The organism is uncultured Amnibacterium sp. (assembly GCF_964244015.1).
Taxonomy (GTDB): Bacteria; Actinomycetota; Actinomycetes; order Actinomycetales; family Microbacteriaceae; genus Amnibacterium.
This window is the reverse complement of sequence record NZ_CAXTHO010000004.1, coordinates 34,198-49,291: the sequence shown is the minus strand read 5'-3', so window position 1 is coordinate 49,291 and position 15,094 is coordinate 34,198. Positions and strand designations below refer to the sequence as shown.

10 protein-coding genes and 1 tRNA gene are annotated in these 15,094 nt (G+C 71.1%); 2 read left to right on the top strand and 9 right to left on the bottom strand.

Annotated elements, in window-relative coordinates; genetic code table 11:
* Positions 1–223 precede the first annotated feature (223 nt).
* Positions 224–313 (bottom strand) — tRNA-Ser (locus tag ACFE67_RS01185).
* A gap of 107 nt (positions 314–420) precedes the next feature.
* A complete protein-coding gene (locus ACFE67_RS01180; protein WP_375405041.1) occupies positions 421–1,335 on the bottom strand; it encodes an alpha/beta fold hydrolase in 915 nt (304 codons plus the stop codon).
* 100 nt (positions 1,336–1,435) lie between these two features.
* On the opposite strand from ACFE67_RS01180, the gene radA reads away from it, so the two are divergent.
* A complete protein-coding gene (gene radA, locus ACFE67_RS01175; protein WP_375405040.1) occupies positions 1,436–2,767 on the top strand; it encodes a DNA repair protein RadA in 1,332 nt (443 codons plus the stop codon).
* 9 nt (positions 2,768–2,776) lie between these two features.
* Here radA and ACFE67_RS01170 read toward each other — a convergent pair whose 3' ends face one another.
* From ACFE67_RS01170 to ACFE67_RS01150, 5 genes are all read right to left on the bottom strand, one after another.
* Positions 2,777–5,266 carry a glycoside hydrolase family 65 protein gene (locus ACFE67_RS01170; protein ID WP_375405039.1) on the bottom strand — a complete coding sequence of 830 codons (2,490 nt, stop codon included), beginning with the start codon at positions 5,264–5,266 and terminating at the stop codon, positions 2,777–2,779.
* Positions 5,267–5,284: 18 nt separating this feature from the next.
* Positions 5,285–6,013: an HAD family hydrolase gene (locus ACFE67_RS01165; protein ID WP_375405038.1), complete on the bottom strand. Its 729-nt coding sequence runs from the start codon at positions 6,011–6,013 to the stop codon at positions 5,285–5,287.
* Positions 6,014–6,091: 78 nt separating this feature from the next.
* A complete protein-coding gene (locus tag ACFE67_RS01160; RefSeq protein WP_375405037.1) occupies positions 6,092–6,637 on the bottom strand; it encodes an amino-acid N-acetyltransferase in 546 nt (181 codons plus the stop codon).
* Between the two features lie 78 nt (positions 6,638–6,715).
* Positions 6,716–9,205 carry an ATP-dependent Clp protease ATP-binding subunit gene (locus ACFE67_RS01155; RefSeq protein ID WP_375405036.1) on the bottom strand — a complete coding sequence of 830 codons (2,490 nt, stop codon included), beginning with the start codon at positions 9,203–9,205 and terminating at the stop codon, positions 6,716–6,718.
* A 172-nt stretch (positions 9,206–9,377) separates the two neighbouring features.
* A complete protein-coding gene (locus tag ACFE67_RS01150) occupies positions 9,378–10,664 on the bottom strand; it encodes a serine hydrolase (RefSeq protein WP_375405035.1) in 1,287 nt (428 codons plus the stop codon).
* A 541-nt stretch (positions 10,665–11,205) separates the two neighbouring features.
* Between ACFE67_RS01150 and ACFE67_RS01145 the strand changes: the two genes are divergently transcribed.
* Positions 11,206–13,311, top strand: coding sequence for an acyltransferase family protein (locus ACFE67_RS01145; RefSeq protein WP_375405034.1), 2,106 nt, complete (start codon positions 11,206–11,208; stop codon positions 13,309–13,311).
* Positions 13,312–13,314: 3 nt separating this feature from the next.
* On the opposite strand, the gene ACFE67_RS01140 is transcribed toward ACFE67_RS01145, so the two are convergent.
* Both ACFE67_RS01140 and lysS read right to left on the bottom strand, forming a co-directional pair.
* Positions 13,315–13,509, bottom strand: a complete 195-nt coding sequence (locus tag ACFE67_RS01140) for a hypothetical protein (RefSeq protein WP_375405033.1) — start codon at positions 13,507–13,509, stop codon at positions 13,315–13,317.
* 93 nt (positions 13,510–13,602) lie between these two features.
* Positions 13,603–15,084, bottom strand: a complete 1,482-nt coding sequence (gene lysS, locus ACFE67_RS01135; protein WP_375405032.1) for a lysine--tRNA ligase — start codon at positions 15,082–15,084, stop codon at positions 13,603–13,605.
* Positions 15,085–15,094: the final 10 nt, after the last annotated feature.

The following is a 15,094-nucleotide window of genomic DNA, read 5'->3' as shown; positions in this document are numbered from 1 at the left end:
GGTATCAGTACCTAGCAACGGACAGTACCACTAATCAGTGCTACTGACTACCGAGCGAGCAGGCCAGGAAACGAGGAAGGCAGGTGACGTAGGAGCACCGGCAGGAGGAGGGCGCGATCACCATGACGGGCGCTCAGCGACGGACCCCGGCGAGACGTGCGGACAGAACCGAACGAGACCCCCTACTTCCGCGTCTTTCCGGGGAAGTAGAGGGTCTCGCGACTGGCGGTGGCGGTGGGATTTGAACCCACGGATGGTGTGACCCATCACATGTTTTCGAGACATGCTCCTTCGGCCGCTCGGACACGCCACCGGAGTCGAGTGTACGGGACCGTCGGGCCACCCTCACGAACGGGGCCGACCGCTGCTGATCTGTCGCTGCGCACCGTCCTGCGTGCAGCGGAGGGCCCCGTCAGGGCATCAGGGGTCGGAGCGGGCGCCGTGGCTCGGGTCGACGTGCTGCAGGATGCGCTCCCACGCGGGCGCGATCACGAGGTGGCCCGCTCTCGGGACGACCGTGAGCGTCGCGCTCGCTCGGCGCAGCTGCGCGCGGTACCAGCGGCCGTGCGCGCTCGGCACGACGGTGTCCCTCGCGCCGTACACGAGCAGGACCGGCGCGTGGACCGCCTCCAGGTCGAAGCCCCAGTCCTCGTCCGCGGAGGCGAGCAGGTCGTCCGCGAGGCCGACGGTGCCCTGGTCGTAGGCGTGCTGCTGCATCCGCTGCAGGCGGCCGCGGAGGCCGGGTCGCTCGAGCAGCGCCAGGTCGGCCTCCCCGTGCGCGAGCAGATCGACTCCCGCAACGTCCTTCTGCGCCTGCAGCGTCGCGCGGAGGCGCTGCTTGGCCACCGGCACGGGCAGCTCGCGCAGGTCGGCGGTGAGCTGGGCGAGCTCGGGCTGGATCCACCGCACGGCCGCGTCGGGGGCCGGCGTCGCGACGATCGCGACCCGGTCGACCAGCCCCGGGTGCCTCGCCGCGAGCGCGAGCGCGACCCGCCCGCCGGCCGCCCAGCCGACGACGCCGACCTGATGGACCGGGGCGACACCGGTCTCCCGCGCCAGCTCGACCACGAACTCGATGTACTCGGCGAGGTCGTCCGCCCATCTCCCGTTCGTCGGCCGCCGCGCTTCGGGGAGCGGGGTCGACGACCCGTAGCCGGGCCGGTCCGGTGACACCACGTGCACGCCCCACGACGACGTGACGGCCGGATCCGGGTCGAATCCCCCCGCGCCGGGAGCCGGGTGGCAGAAGACGACGATCCGCTGCGCGACCGGGTCGCCGAACGCCGTGACCCCGAGCCGTCGACCGTCGCGCAGCGTCACCAGTCGATCCGCCATGCTTCCCTCCCGCGTTGCGAGAATCCTGCCGCACCACGCCGGGTCGCCCCATCACAGTCGACCGACTGCGCCTGTCGGTGGGCGCACATACCTTCGAGCCATGGTCACCGCGCGATCCCGCCCGACACCCGCCGGCTACCGGTGCGCGGCGTGCGGGTGGCGCGGCGCGAAGTGGGTCGGGCGCTGCCCGGAGTGCCAGGGCTGGGGCACCGTGCAGGAGGCGGAGGCGACCGCCGGGCGCGTGCAGGCGGCGACCGTCCCCGTGTCGCGGCAGGCGAGACCGATCGTCGACGTGCCGATGGATCCCGTCGCCCGGCGTCGCACCGGGGAGCCCGAGTTCGACCGGGTGCTCGGCGGCGGCGTGGTACCCGGATCCGTCATCCTGCTGTCCGGCGAACCCGGGGTCGGCAAGAGCACGCTGCTGCTCGCCGTCGCGTCCCACGTCGCTGCGATGGGCGCCCGGGTCCTGTACGTGAGCGCGGAGGAGTCGCTCGGTCAGGTCCGGCTGCGCGCCGAACGCACCGGCACGCTCAGCCCGAACCTGTGGCTGTCGGCCGAGACCGACCTCGCGGTCGTCCTCGGCCAGATCGATCAGGTCGAGCCGGCGCTGGTCATCGTCGACTCGGTGCAGACCGTGTCGACCGCGGACGCATCCGGCATCGCGGGCGGCCCCGCCCAGGTGCGCGAGGTCGCAGCATCGCTCACCCGGGTCGCGAAGGAGCGCGATCTCCCGATCCTGCTCGTCGGTCACGTCACGAAGGACGGCCAGATCGCGGGGCCCCGCGTACTGGAGCACCTCGTCGACGTGGTCTGCCACTTCGAGGGCGATCAGGGCACGGCCCTCCGCTTCGTACGAGCGGTCAAGAACCGGTTCGGGCCGACGGACGAGGTCGGGTGCTTCGAGATGACCGGTGAGGGCATCGCCGGCGTCTCCGACCCGAGCGGCCTGTTCGTGTCCCGGGCGGTCGGTACCGAGCCGGGCACCTGCGTCACCATCGCGCTCGAGGGCCGGAGAGCCATCCCCGTGGAGGTGCAGGCCCTCGTCGTGAAATCGACCTCACCGCATCCGAGGCTCGTCGTCAACGGCGTCGACTCGGCGCGGGTGTCGATGCTCATCGCCGTGCTGCAGCAGCACGCGAACCTGAAGAACATCGCCGACTCCGATGTCTACGTCTCCACCGTCGGCGGCGTGCGCCTCACCGAACCGGCCGTCGACCTCGCCATCGCGCTCGCGCTCGGGTCCGCGGTGACGGGGATGCCGATCCGCGGCGATGTCGCGGTCAGCGGCGAGATCAGCCTCGCCGGAGAGATCCGCCCGGCCGTGCAGGCCGCACGGCGCGAGGCGGAGGCGAAACGCCTCGGCTTCACGACGCTCATCGGGCCGGACCTCGCCCGCCTCCGGGACGCGATCGTCGAAGCCGTCGCGCACTGACGCACACGCTCAGCCCTGCGCCTCGCCGTCCGGCGACTCCCACTCCTGGATCGTCGGGATGCTCGCCGTGAGGAGCGAGCCGTCGTCGCGGCGGGTCTGCGCCCACTGCTGCACGGTCGGCCGCCCCTGCAGCAGCGGCCCCTGGCCGTGGAGGGTCACCCGCAGCACCGACCCCTCCCTCGCGACGTGCTTCACGCCGCGGACGGAGAGCTCCACGTCGCCGCCGTACTGCACCGCGATGGTCAGCTCGGTCCTCGTCACCGTCACCAGCAGCCGGCTGCCCTGCCAGCGCAGCCGGAACCGCAGCGAGGGCCACTCGGCCGGCAGCCGCGGGTCGAAGGTGAGGTGCCCCCCGGAGTCGCGCAGGCCACCGAACCCGTAGGCCAGAGCGCTCCACACGCCCCCGGTCGACGCCACATGCACGCCGTCGCTCGCATTGTTGTGCAGGTCGTCGAGGTCGACGAACAGAGCGTGCTCGAAGTACTCCATCGACAGGTCGCGGTACCCGATCTCCGCGGCGATGATCGACTGCACCACGGCGGACAGGGTCGAGTCGCCGGTCGTCAGCGGGTCGTAGTAGTCGTAGTCGGCCCGTTTCATCTCGTCGGAGAACTCGTCCGCGAGCAGGAACAGCGCCAGCACCACGTCCGCCTGCTTCAGCACCTGGAAGCGGTAGATGACCAGCGGGTGGAAGTGCAGCAGCAGCGGTCGCTTGTCGCGGGGCGTGTTCTCGAGGTCCCACACCTCCCGGTCGAGGAAGTGGGCGTCCTGCGGATGGATGTTGAAGGCCTTCGAATACGGGATGACCATCGCCTCCGCGGCGCGCTCCCACTCCCCGATCTCCGACTCGTCGAACCCGACCCGCTCCACCAGCCGCGTGTACGCCTCCGGGAACTGGTCCGCGACGACGCGGACGCTCTCTGCGGCGTACCGGAGGTTGAACCGGGCCATGACGTTCGTGAACAGGTTGTCGTTGACGACGGTCGTGTACTCGTCCGGTCCGGTGACGCCGTGGATGTGGAACGAGGTGCCCTCGGTGTGCCGCCAGAACCCGAGCGTCGTCCAGAGCCTCGCCGTCTCGACGACCATGTCGATCGCGCCGCGCGCCAGGAAGTCCGCGTCGCCGGTGGCGCGCACGTACTTCGCGATCGCATAGGTCACGTCGGCGTTGATGTGGTACTGCGCGGTACCCGCCGCGTAGTAGGCCGACGCCTCCTCACCGCTGATCGTCCGCCAGGGGAACAGGGCACCGCCCTCGTTCAGCTGCCGTGCCCGTCTGCGCGCGGCCGGCAGCATCCGCTCGCGCATCTTCAGGGCGTTCCGCGCGAACAGGGGGCTCGTGTACGTGAGGAACGGCATCACGTAGATCTCGGTGTCCCAGAAGTAGTGGCCGCTGTACCCGCTGCCCGTGAGGCCCTTCGCCGGGATGCCGCTCGAATCCGCGCGCGCCGCCGCCTGCGCGAGCATGAACAGGTTCCAGCGCACCGCCTGCTGGATCGCGGGCTGCCCCGCGATCTCGACGTCGCTGCGCTCCCAGTAGGCGTCGAGCCATTCGCGCTGCAGCTGGTGCTGCTCCGCCACCCCCGACTCGAGCACGCGGTCGAGCAGCCGCTGGCCGCGGTCGATCAGCTCCCGCGGCGGCACGCTGCGCGACGTGTGGTAAGCGGCGATCTTCGTCAGCTTCACCGGCGTGCCGGCCTTCGCCCGAACCTGGTACACGTTCTTCGCGATGTCCGGAGCGATGGACGGGCGCATGTGCACCTCGTTCTCGGTCTCCAGGATGTGGTCGACCACGACCGACAGGGTCATGTGGGAGTGCGTGACCCGGAAGCCGAGCGCGCTGCGGTCGTCCTGCTGCCAGTACTCGACCGGCTGCAGCACGCGCTCGGCGATCCGCTCCGCGCGGCGCGGATCGAAGCCCGTCGACCCCTGCTCCCCGGGGATCGTGCGCCCGAACTCGTCCTCGCCGTCCTGACGGTTCAGGATCTGGCTCGACAGCACGATCGTCGCGTCGGCGTTCTCGACCGTCACCTCGAACGTCATCACGGCGAGGTGCCGCTCGACGAACGACACCATGCGGCTCGACCTGACCCGCACCCGCTTGCCGGAGGGGGTGAGCCACAGCAGGTCGCGGCGCAGCACGCCGTCGCGGAAGTCGAGCTCGCGCTCGAAGACGAGCAGCTCGGCGACGTCGAGCACCAGCGGCTCATCGTCGACGTACAGCCGGATGATCTTCGTGTCCGGCACGTTCACGATGGTCTGGCCGACCTCCGCGAAGCCGTACGCCTGCTCGGCGTGCCGGATCGGCCACACCTCGTGGAAGCCGTTGATGAAGGTGCCGTGCTCGTGGGCGTCGCGGCCCTCGGAGCTGTTGCCCCGCATGCCGAGGTAGCCGTTGGCGACGGTGAAGATGGTCTCGCCGAGCCCCATCCGCTCCTCGGAGTACAGGCGCTCGACGAGCTTCCACTCGTCGACGGGGAAGCGGTCGCGGTCGATCACTGCGGAGCACCTTTCTGCTTAGAGGAGCAGGTCCGCGAGATCGCCGACCACCAGATCGGCGCCCGCGTCGCGGAGCGCCTCCGACCCGACGCCGCGGTCCACACCGACCACGAGCCCGAACCTGCCTGCCGCACCGGCGGAGACGCCCGAGATCGCGTCCTCCACGACCACCGCGTTCGCCGGGTCCACCTGCAGGCGCGCCGCACCCGCGAGGAAGATGTCGGGCTGCGGTTTCCCCGGCAGGCCCTCGGCCTGCGCGACGACGCCGTCGACGACGACCGGGAAGCGCGCGGCCAGGTGTGCGGCCTCGAGCACCGGCACGGCGTTCTTCGAGCTGGACACGATCGCGACGGGGATCCCCAGCTCGCTCAGCCGGTCGAGCACCGCGACGGAACCGGGGTAGGCCGCGATCCCCTCCGACTGCAGCAGCGCGGAGAACACCGCGTTCTTCCGGTTCCCGATCCCGCAGACGGTCTCGGCGTTGTCGGGGTCGGAGGGTTCGCCCCGCGGCACGTCGATGCCGCGCGAAGCCAGCAGCCCGGCGACCCCGTCGTAGCGCGGGCGGCCGTCGAGGTGCTGGAAGTAGTCCGCATCCGAGTAGGGCGGCACGATGCCGCGATCGGTGAAGACCTGCTCGAACATCGTCGCCCAGGCCCGCATGTGCACCTCGGCCGTGGGCGTGATGACCCCGTCGAGATCGAACAGCACCGCGGCCGCGTCGAAGAACTCGAGGCGTTCGCTGCTCACCGCGCTCCCCCGGGCCGACGCGGTTCGAGCAGGGAAGGTGCTCTGCGATCCGTCCGCGCTCCGGCCCGCGCTCACAGACTAGGGCCCGCGGGAACGGTTCGTGTCAGCGTCGGGGACGAGCACCTTCAGCATGCGGGTGTTGCCCAGCGTGTTCGGTTTGACCCGGGCGAGATCGAGGAACTCGGCGACGCCCTCGTCGCCGGAGCGGGCCAGCTCGACGACGACGTCGGGGCCGACGAGGCCCTCGCCGACCGGCGAGTAGCCGTGCGCGGCGAAGAACTCGACCTCGAACGTGAGGCAGAAGAGCTTGTCGACGCCCAGCTCGACGGCATCCGCCTCCAGCCGCTCGACGAGCGCGTGGCCGACGCGCCGGCGCTGCCACGCCGGGTCGACCGCGACGGTGCGCACCTCGGCCAGGTCGTCCCACATCACGTGCAGGGCGCCGCAGCCGATGACGGTGCCGGAGGCGTCCTCCGCGACCCGGAACTCCTGCACCGCGCCGTAGAGCACCGCGTTGTCCTTGCCGAGCAGGATCCGCTGCACGACCAGCGGTGCGACGAGCCCCTGGATCGCTGGGATGTCCTTCACGCGCGCCCGACGGACGGTGAAGGAGGGGGCGGGCACACGCCCATCCTCCTCATGTTTCGTCGTTCAGGAAAAACGGGACGTTCTTCCCCGTCTTTCCTGAACGACGAAAGGTGGCTATTCGCCCTTCGTCAGCTTCGGCGTGCCCGCTGCGGCGCCGACCAGCTCGCCGCGCTTCGTGGTGGCGAAGAGGAACTCGCCGTCCCGGTAGTCGACGTGCACGTGGTCGCCGGCGGTCAGCTCGCCGTGCAGGATCTTCTCGCTCAGCTTGTCCTCGACCTCGTGCTGCACCGCGCGGCGCAGGGGGCGGGCACCGAGCGACGGGTCGAACCCGACCTCGATGAGGCGCTCCTTGGCCGGGACCGTCAGCTCGACCGACAGGTCGCGGTCGAGCAGCCGGTCGCTCAGGCGACCGATGAACAGGTCGACGATCTGCAGCAGCTCGGGCTTGGTGAGCTGCGGGAAGACGATCGTCTCGTCCACGCGGTTCAGGAACTCGGGCTTGAAGTGGCGCTTCAGCTCCTCGTTCACCTTGCCGCGCATGCGGTCGTAGTTCGAGGCGGTGTCGCCCGCGGCGACGAAGCCGACCGGACCGCCCGAGATGTCCCGGGTACCGAGGTTCGTGGTCATGATGATGACGGTGTTCTTGAAGTCGACGACGCGACCCTGACCGTCGGTCAACCGGCCCTCCTCCAGGATCTGCAGGAGCGAGTTGAAGATGTCGGGGTGCGCCTTCTCGATCTCGTCGAACAGGACGACGGAGAACGGCTTGCGGCGCACCTTCTCGGTGAGCTGCCCGCCCTCCTCGAAGCCGACGAACCCGGGAGGGGCACCGAACAGCCGCGAGACGGTGTGCTTCTCGCCGTACTCGCTCATGTCGAGCGAGATGAGGGCGTTCTCGTCGTCGAACAGGAACTCCGCGAGCGCCTTCGCGAGCTCGGTCTTCCCGACGCCGGTGGGGCCGGCGAAGATGAACGAACCGGAGGGACGCTTCGGGTCCTTCAGACCGGCGCGGGTGCGGCGGATGGTCTTCGCGAGGACCGCGATGGCCTCCTCCTGACCGACGACCCGCTCGTGCAGCGCCTTCTCCATGAAGATGAGCCGGCTCGACTCCTCCTCGGTGAGCTTGAACACGGGGATGCCGGTCGCCTGGGCCAGCACCTCGGCGATGAGGCCCTCGTCGACCTCCGCCGTGGTCTTCACGTCGCCGGAGCGCCACTGCTTCTCGAGGCGCAGACGCTCGCCGAGGAGGTTCTTCTCCTCGTCGCGCAGACCGGCGGCCTTCTCGAAGTCCTGGTCCTCGATCGCGGCCTCCTTGGCCGCGCGCACCAGGGCGATCTTCTCGTCGAACTCGCGCAGCTCGGGCGGCGCCGACAGGATCGACAGGCGGAGGCGGGCGCCGGCCTCGTCGATCAGGTCGATCGCCTTGTCCGGCAGGAAGCGGTCGGCGATGTAGCGGTCGGCGAGGTTCGCGGCCGCGACGATCGCACCGTCGGTGATGGAGACCTTGTGGTGCGCCTCGTACCGGTCGCGCAGCCCCTTCAGGATGTTGATCGTGTGGGGCAGGTTCGGCTCCGCCACCTGGATCGGCTGGAAGCGGCGCTCGAGCGCGGCGTCCTTCTCGAAGTGCTTGCGGTACTCGTCGAGCGTCGTGGCGCCGATGGTCTGCAGCTCGCCTCGCGCCAGCAGCGGCTTCAGGATCGAGGCGGCGTCGATGGCGCCCTCGGCGGCACCCGCGCCGACGAGGGTGTGGATCTCGTCGATGAAGGTGATGATGTCGCCGCGGGTGCGGATCTCCTTCGTGACCTTCTTCAGGCGCTCCTCGAAGTCGCCGCGGTAGCGGGAACCGGCGATGAGCGAGCCGAGGTCGAGCGTGTAGAGCTGCTTGTCCTTCAGCGTCTCGGGCACGTCGCCGCGCACGATCGCCTGGGCGAGCCCCTCGACGACGGCGGTCTTGCCGACGCCGGGCTCGCCGATGAGGACGGGGTTGTTCTTCGACCGGCGGGACAGGATCTGCATGACCCGCTCGATCTCCTTCTCGCGCCCGATGACCGGGTCGAGCTTGCCGTCGCGGGCGGCCTGGGTGAGGTTGCGGCCGAACTGGTCGAGAATCTGCGAGCCCTGGGTGGCCTGCTGCGTCTCGCCGCCGACGGCGACCTGCTCCTTGCCCTGGTAGCCGGACAGCAGCTGGATGACCTGCTGGCGCACGCGGTTCAGGTCGGCGCCGAGCTTGACCAGCACCTGCGCCGCGACGCCCTCGCCCTCGCGGATCAGGCCGAGCAGGATGTGCTCGGTGCCGATGTAGTTGTGGCCGAGCTGCAGCGCCTCGCGCAGCGACAGCTCGAGCACCTTCTTCGCGCGGGGCGTGAAGGGGATGTGGCCGGTCGGCTGCTGCTGACCCTGGCCGATGATGTCCTGCACCTGCTCGCGCACGGCGTCGAGGGAGATGCCGAGGGACTCGAGCGCCTTCGCGGCGACACCTTCACCCTCGTGGATCAGGCCGAGCAGGATGTGCTCGGTCCCGATGTAGTTGTGGTTGAGCATCTTGGCCTCTTCCTGGGCCAGGACGACGACTCGGCGGGCTCGATCGGTGAAGCGCTCGAACATGCTGCAACTCCTCGCTTGCCCGGGTGTGCCGGGCGACGTCTGGACGCTCGGCGGTACCCCACCGGCGTCAGGATCGAGGCTACGGCGCGGTCCGGCGCACCCGGGCCCTGTTCGCCTGGGGCTTACCCCGCGTCGCCCGCTGCCCGCGCAAGCGCCCGGGTGAGGCGCCGGCTCAGAGGATCGGGTGCCGCAGCGTGAGGCGGGCGTTGTCGACCCAGCCGGTCCTGCCGGCGATCCGGACCAGGTAGCGCGTGCGGATGCTGTCGATGACCTCGACCTTCGTCCCGGAGGGATACCGTCCGAGAACGCGCGAGGCGCGGGACACCGCCGCCGTCAGCACGAGCGCGCCGGTGGCGCGCATCTGCTGCCGGTCGTAGGCGAACGGGGTGCGGATCGGCCCCTCCAGCTCGCGGTAGACCGTGCTCGAGATGCGGGAGATGGCGTGCGTCGTGGCGCCGTTCGACCCCATGACGACGAGCACGTAGCGCGACCGCGGACCCCACACGATGGCGGAGTCCGTCTGCACGAGGCCGGTCGCCGTCGAGAGCGTGCCCGGCTTCGACGCCTGCCGCACCCCGTCGGGTAGGCCGGGCGGGATCGCCTCCCTCCACACCTGCGTCTCGAGCAGCCGGAGAAAGCGCTTCGACGAGGCCGGGGACACGAGCTCGCCGCGCGCCAGCCGCGTCAGCACCCGGGCGACATCGGCGGTGGTGGTCGTCTTCGTGCGGCCGCCGGAGTACCAGAACGTCGTGCCGCCGAACCCGTGCGCGTGCAGCAGCCGGTTCAGCCACGCGGTCCCGACCTTCGCGCGGAGGTCGTGCGCGCAGAAGTTGTCCGACGGCTCGATCATCGCCCGCAGGCATGCCCGCACGGTGAGCCCGGAGGAGACACGGTCGTCGTACGACAGCGTGCCGCGGTCGATGCGGGTGAAGACGCCGTAGGCGACGAACAGCTTGAAGATGGAGGCGGGCTCGCGGTGCTCCGCCGCGTTCAGCCGCACGAGGCGGTGGCCGCCGTCGAGCTCGCGGACCTCGATCGTGTACCGGCCGGGCAGCGCCTTCAGCAGGCTCGTGAGGTTCGTCCGCAGCCGCCGCTCCGAGGTCGTGCCCGGCTGCACGGTGTGCGCCGTCGATTCCGCGACCATCGGCTGCCCGCCGACCGTCGCCGTAAGCCGAGCGACGACGCGACGGCCGACGTCCTTCGAGTGGAGACGGAGCGTCGCGGCGGTCGCGCCCGCCACCACCGTCCCGTCGCGCAGCCACTGCACGGTGGTGCCGGACGGGTCGCCGCCCCACTGCACCGAGCCGACGTCGGCGACGAGCGTGCCGCCGTCCCGGTACGTGCCCCGCACGGCGGCAGGAACGGGCGCCGTCGAGCCCGCTCCTGCCGCGGATGCCGGTGCGATCCCGCCGAGCGTCACCGCCGCGGCGAGGACCGCACCGATCAGCGCAGTGCGCATGGTGTCCCCCATCGGCGACCGGTTCCCCCGAGCCGGCTGCCGAGAAGGAGCATGCCGCGCCGCGCATGTCCCGCGGACGTCCGACACCGGCCCAGTCCGGGTGGGCCCCGATCGGGTGCCGGTGACGCCCTCGGCCCTGCGTCCTTCGAGAACCTCAGGAACCGCGGACAGGGGCCGAGCCCCCGAAGACGAGCAGCCAGCTCAGGTACAGGTTGAAGCAGGCCTTCCGCATGGTGTCCCCCTCGTCGCCGCCCGCCCGAGGCGTGGTCGCACGAGCAGCATCTCCCGTCGCGGCAGGAGCCGCACGATCCCAGTGGAGGTGCGACCGGTCGGAGTGCGACCGGTCAGGGTGCGACCGGTCGGGGTGCTACCGAAGCAGGTGCTACCGGAGCAGGTGCGACGCGTGGGGGTGGCGCCCGGACTGGGCGAGAGCGGGTCACGTGAACTCGGGATGTCGCCCGTATGAAGACGAGGCGACGAGGTCGACTCCGACCTCGTCCGGTCCGACCCGGCGCTCGGCGAGGTGGCACGATCGCGGTCCGTGCAATCCACGGAGGAGCGGAGCGGCGAGGCCTCGTCCGTGCCCCCCGACCAGCGCCGGCGGACCGGAGTCCTCCTTCCGGGTCGGCGGCCCAGCGGGACGCGGAACGAGATCCAGGCCCTCCGCGCGATCGCGGTGGCGATGGTCGTCGTGTACCACCTCGGCCCGAGCACGCTCCCGGGCGGCTACGTCGGCGTGGACGTCTTCTTCGTCATCTCGGGCTTCCTGATCTCGCGGCACCTGGTCAAGGAGGCGGACACGACCGGCCGGGTCGATCTCGCGGCCTTCTGGGCGGGCCGGGTCCGCCGCATCCTCCCCGCAGCGCTCGTGACCGTCATCGCCGTCGTCGTCTCCGCGTCGCTGATCCTGCCGAGGACGGCCGCCGCGGAGGTGGGGCGCACGTCGTGGTGGGCCACGCTGTCCGCCGCGAACTGGCTGTTCGCGGCGCACTCGGTCGACTACCAGGCGCAGACCCCCGATGCGTCGCCGTTCGAGCACTTCTGGTCGCTGGGCGTGGAGGAGCAGTTCTACCTCGTGTGGCCGCTGCTCGTCCTCGCGACGGCGCTGCTCGCGCGCCGGCGCGCCCGTACGACCCGGTTCCTCGTACTGGTCCCGTTCGCGGCGGTGCTCGTGCTGTCGCTCGCGTTCGGGGTGTGGTTCACCTCGACCGGGTCACCGGCGGCGTACTTCGTCACGCCGACCCGGATGTGGGAGCTGGCCGCCGGCGGTGTGCTGGCGGTACTGCTGGGCGACCGGCAGCTCCGCGGTCCGATCGCGGTGGCGCTGCAGCTCGCCGGGCTGGGCCTCATCGCCGTCGCCGCGGTCGCGCTCGACTCCCGCACCCCCATGCCGGGCGTCGCGGCGGTGCTCCTCGTGCTCGGCGCGGTCGCGTTCATCGGCGCGGGCGCCGCCCCCGGTCTCAGCCGGGTGTGGACGCTCCGCCCCGTCCGACTCCTCGGCGACGTGTCGTACTCGCTGTACCTCTGGCACTGGCCCGTGATCGTCTTCGTGCGGGACCTCACCGGGCGCCCGATCGAGCCCGCCGAAGCGCTGGCAGTGGTGGCCGGCTCGCTGCTCGTCGCGACGGCGTCCTACCTGCTCGTCGAGCAGCCGATGCGGCGTGTCCGGATCCGGCTCCCCCTCCGGATGCTCGCGATCGGCACGGCCGCGGTCGTCGTGTCCCTCGGTGTCGGGGCGGTGCCCGTCACCAGCGACGCGGCCATCACGGCGAGCGAGGCGTCCGCGCGCCGCAGCGTGGTCGCGCCGACGACGGGTCCTGCGCTCGGCTACCCGAACCTCGATGCGGCGGCCGACCGGCCGTGGGCCCGCGCGGAGCACGTCGTCGTGCCCGACCCCGCGAAGCTCGCGGAGGACCTCGGCCTCCGGGAGTGCGCCTCCTCCGCCGCCGCGTCCACCACCGTGATGTGCGTCAGGGGCGACCTCACGAGCAGCACCACGGTCGCGCTGGTCGGCGACTCGCACCTGCGGCAGTGGGGAACGGTGATCGACCGGATCGGGCAGCGGAAGCACTGGCGGATCGTCACGATCCTGCACAACTCGTGCCCCTTCAGCCTGGTCCCGCGACCGCTCGAGCGTGAGGGGACATCGCACTGCACGGAGGCGGTCCGGAAGGTGCTGCCCGTGCTGCGCGCCCAGCATGTGCGGGTGGTCCTGACCTCCGCCTACCGCGGGTCGTATCCGCGCCGCGACCTCGAGAAGGCCGCGGCGGGCTACGCGAGCATGTGGCGGACGCTCGAGGGCCGAGGCGTGCCCGTCGTCGCCCTCGGGGACACCCCGACCCCCTCGGCGCACCCGCTGACCGTCGACTGCATCACGGCGCAGGACCCTGCGAGCTGCGGCGTCCCCCGCTCGCAGGCGGTGTCCAACCCGGACCCGCTTGCGGTCGCCGCCAGGAGCACACCGGGTGTCGCGTTCCTGGACCCGGTCGACGCCTTCTGCGGCACGACGTGGTGCCCCGGCGTCATCGGCAACATCGGCGTGTGGGTCGACGACAACCATGCGAGCCAGACGTACCTGCAGACCACGGAGCCGTGGCTGCAGCAGCACCTGGTGCCGCTGATCGACCGGGCGCTCGCCGAGCGCTGAGGGTCAGGAGGTGCGCGGGTTCCGCTCCGCGTCGGCGAGGAAGCGGGCGTCCTCCTCCGCCTCGATGCGGGCCTGCGCCTCGCGCTCGGTGCGGTCGGACCGGAGGATCGCGCGCATCACGAACCAGAACACGAGGCACACGCAGATGGTGGGCACGATCGCCCAGAGACCCTCGTCCCAGCCACCGATCACTCCCATGCCTCGAGAGTACGTCGTCGTGGCGGTGTTCACGGATCAGGGGATTCGGGCAGCGCGGAGCGCCCCCGAATCCCCTGATCCGTGAACACCGCGCTACTTCACGAGGGGGAAGAGGATCGTCTCCCGGACGCCTTCTCCCGTCAGCGCCATCAGCAGGCGGTCGATGCCCATGCCGAGGCCGCCGGTGGGCGGCATCGCGAACTCGAGCGCCCGGAGGAACTCCTCGTCGACCCGCATGGCGTCGGGGTCACCGCCGGCGGCGAGCGTCGCCTGCTCGACGAAGCGCTGCCGCTGCACGATCGGGTCGATCAGCTCCGAGTAGCCGGTCGCCAGCTCGAAGCCGCGGACGTAGAGGTCGAACTTCTCGACGACGCCCGGGATCGAGCGGTGGTCCCGGACCAGCGGGGAGGTGTCGACGGGGAAGTCCATGACGAACGTCGGCCGCTGCAGCGAGGGCTTCACGAAGTGCTCCCACAGCTCCTCGACGTACTTGCCCCTGATGGGGTGCGCGACCTCGATCTCGAGGCGGTCCGCGAGCGCGACGAGCTCCTCCGTCGGCGTCTCGGGCGTGATCTCGATGCCGGCCGCCTCGGACAGCGACGGGTACATCGAGATGCGCGCCCACTCGCCGCCGAGGTCGAAGTCCGTGCCGTCCGTCCAGGTGACCGTCGTCGAGCCGCCGACCGCGACGGCCGCGTTCTGGATCAGCGCCTGCACCAGATCGGCGATGCCCGAGTAGTCGGAGTACGACTCGTACGACTCGAGCATCGTGAACTCGGGCGAGTGCGTGGAGTCCGCGCCCTCGTTGCGGAAGTTGCGGTTGATCTCGAACACCCGCTCGAGCCCGCCGACGACGGCGCGCTTGAGGAACAGCTCCGGCGCGATGCGCAGGTACAGGTCGGTGTCGAACGCGTTCGACCGGGTCACGAACGGGCGGGCGGAGGCGCCCCCGTGCTGCGTCTGCAGCATCGGGGTCTCGAGCTCGAGGTACCCGCGGTCCGCGAACGTGGACCGCAGCGACGCGACCGCCTTCGCCCGCGTGACGACCATCTGCCGCGCCGCGGGTCGCGCGATCAGGTCGAGGTAGCGGGACCGGACCCGGGTCTCCTCCGACAGCTCGGTGTGCAGGTTCGGCAGCGGCAGCAGCGCCTTCGAGGCGATCCGCCACTCGGCGACCATGACCGAGAGCTCGCCGCGACGGGAGGTGATCACCTCGCCGGACACGAACAGCTGGTCGCCGAGGTCGACGATCGCCTTCCAGTCGGTCAGCGACTCCTCCCCCACCTGCTCCAGGCTCACCATCGCCTGGATGCGGCTGCCGTCACCGGCCTGCAGCGCCGCGAAGCAGAGCTTGCCGGTGTTCCGGAGGTGCACGATCCGGCCGGCGAGGCCGACGACCTCGCCCGTCGTCGCATCCGTCGGCAGCCCCGCGTGACGCTCGCGGACCGCCGCGATGGCGTCCGTCACCGGCACGGCGACCGGGTACGCCTGCTCGCCCCGCTCGAGCAGCGCAGCGCGCTTCGACAGCCGGACCTCGCGCTGCTCGCTGCTGTCGTCGGACGGGGCGTCGGGCATGCGCGGGGCT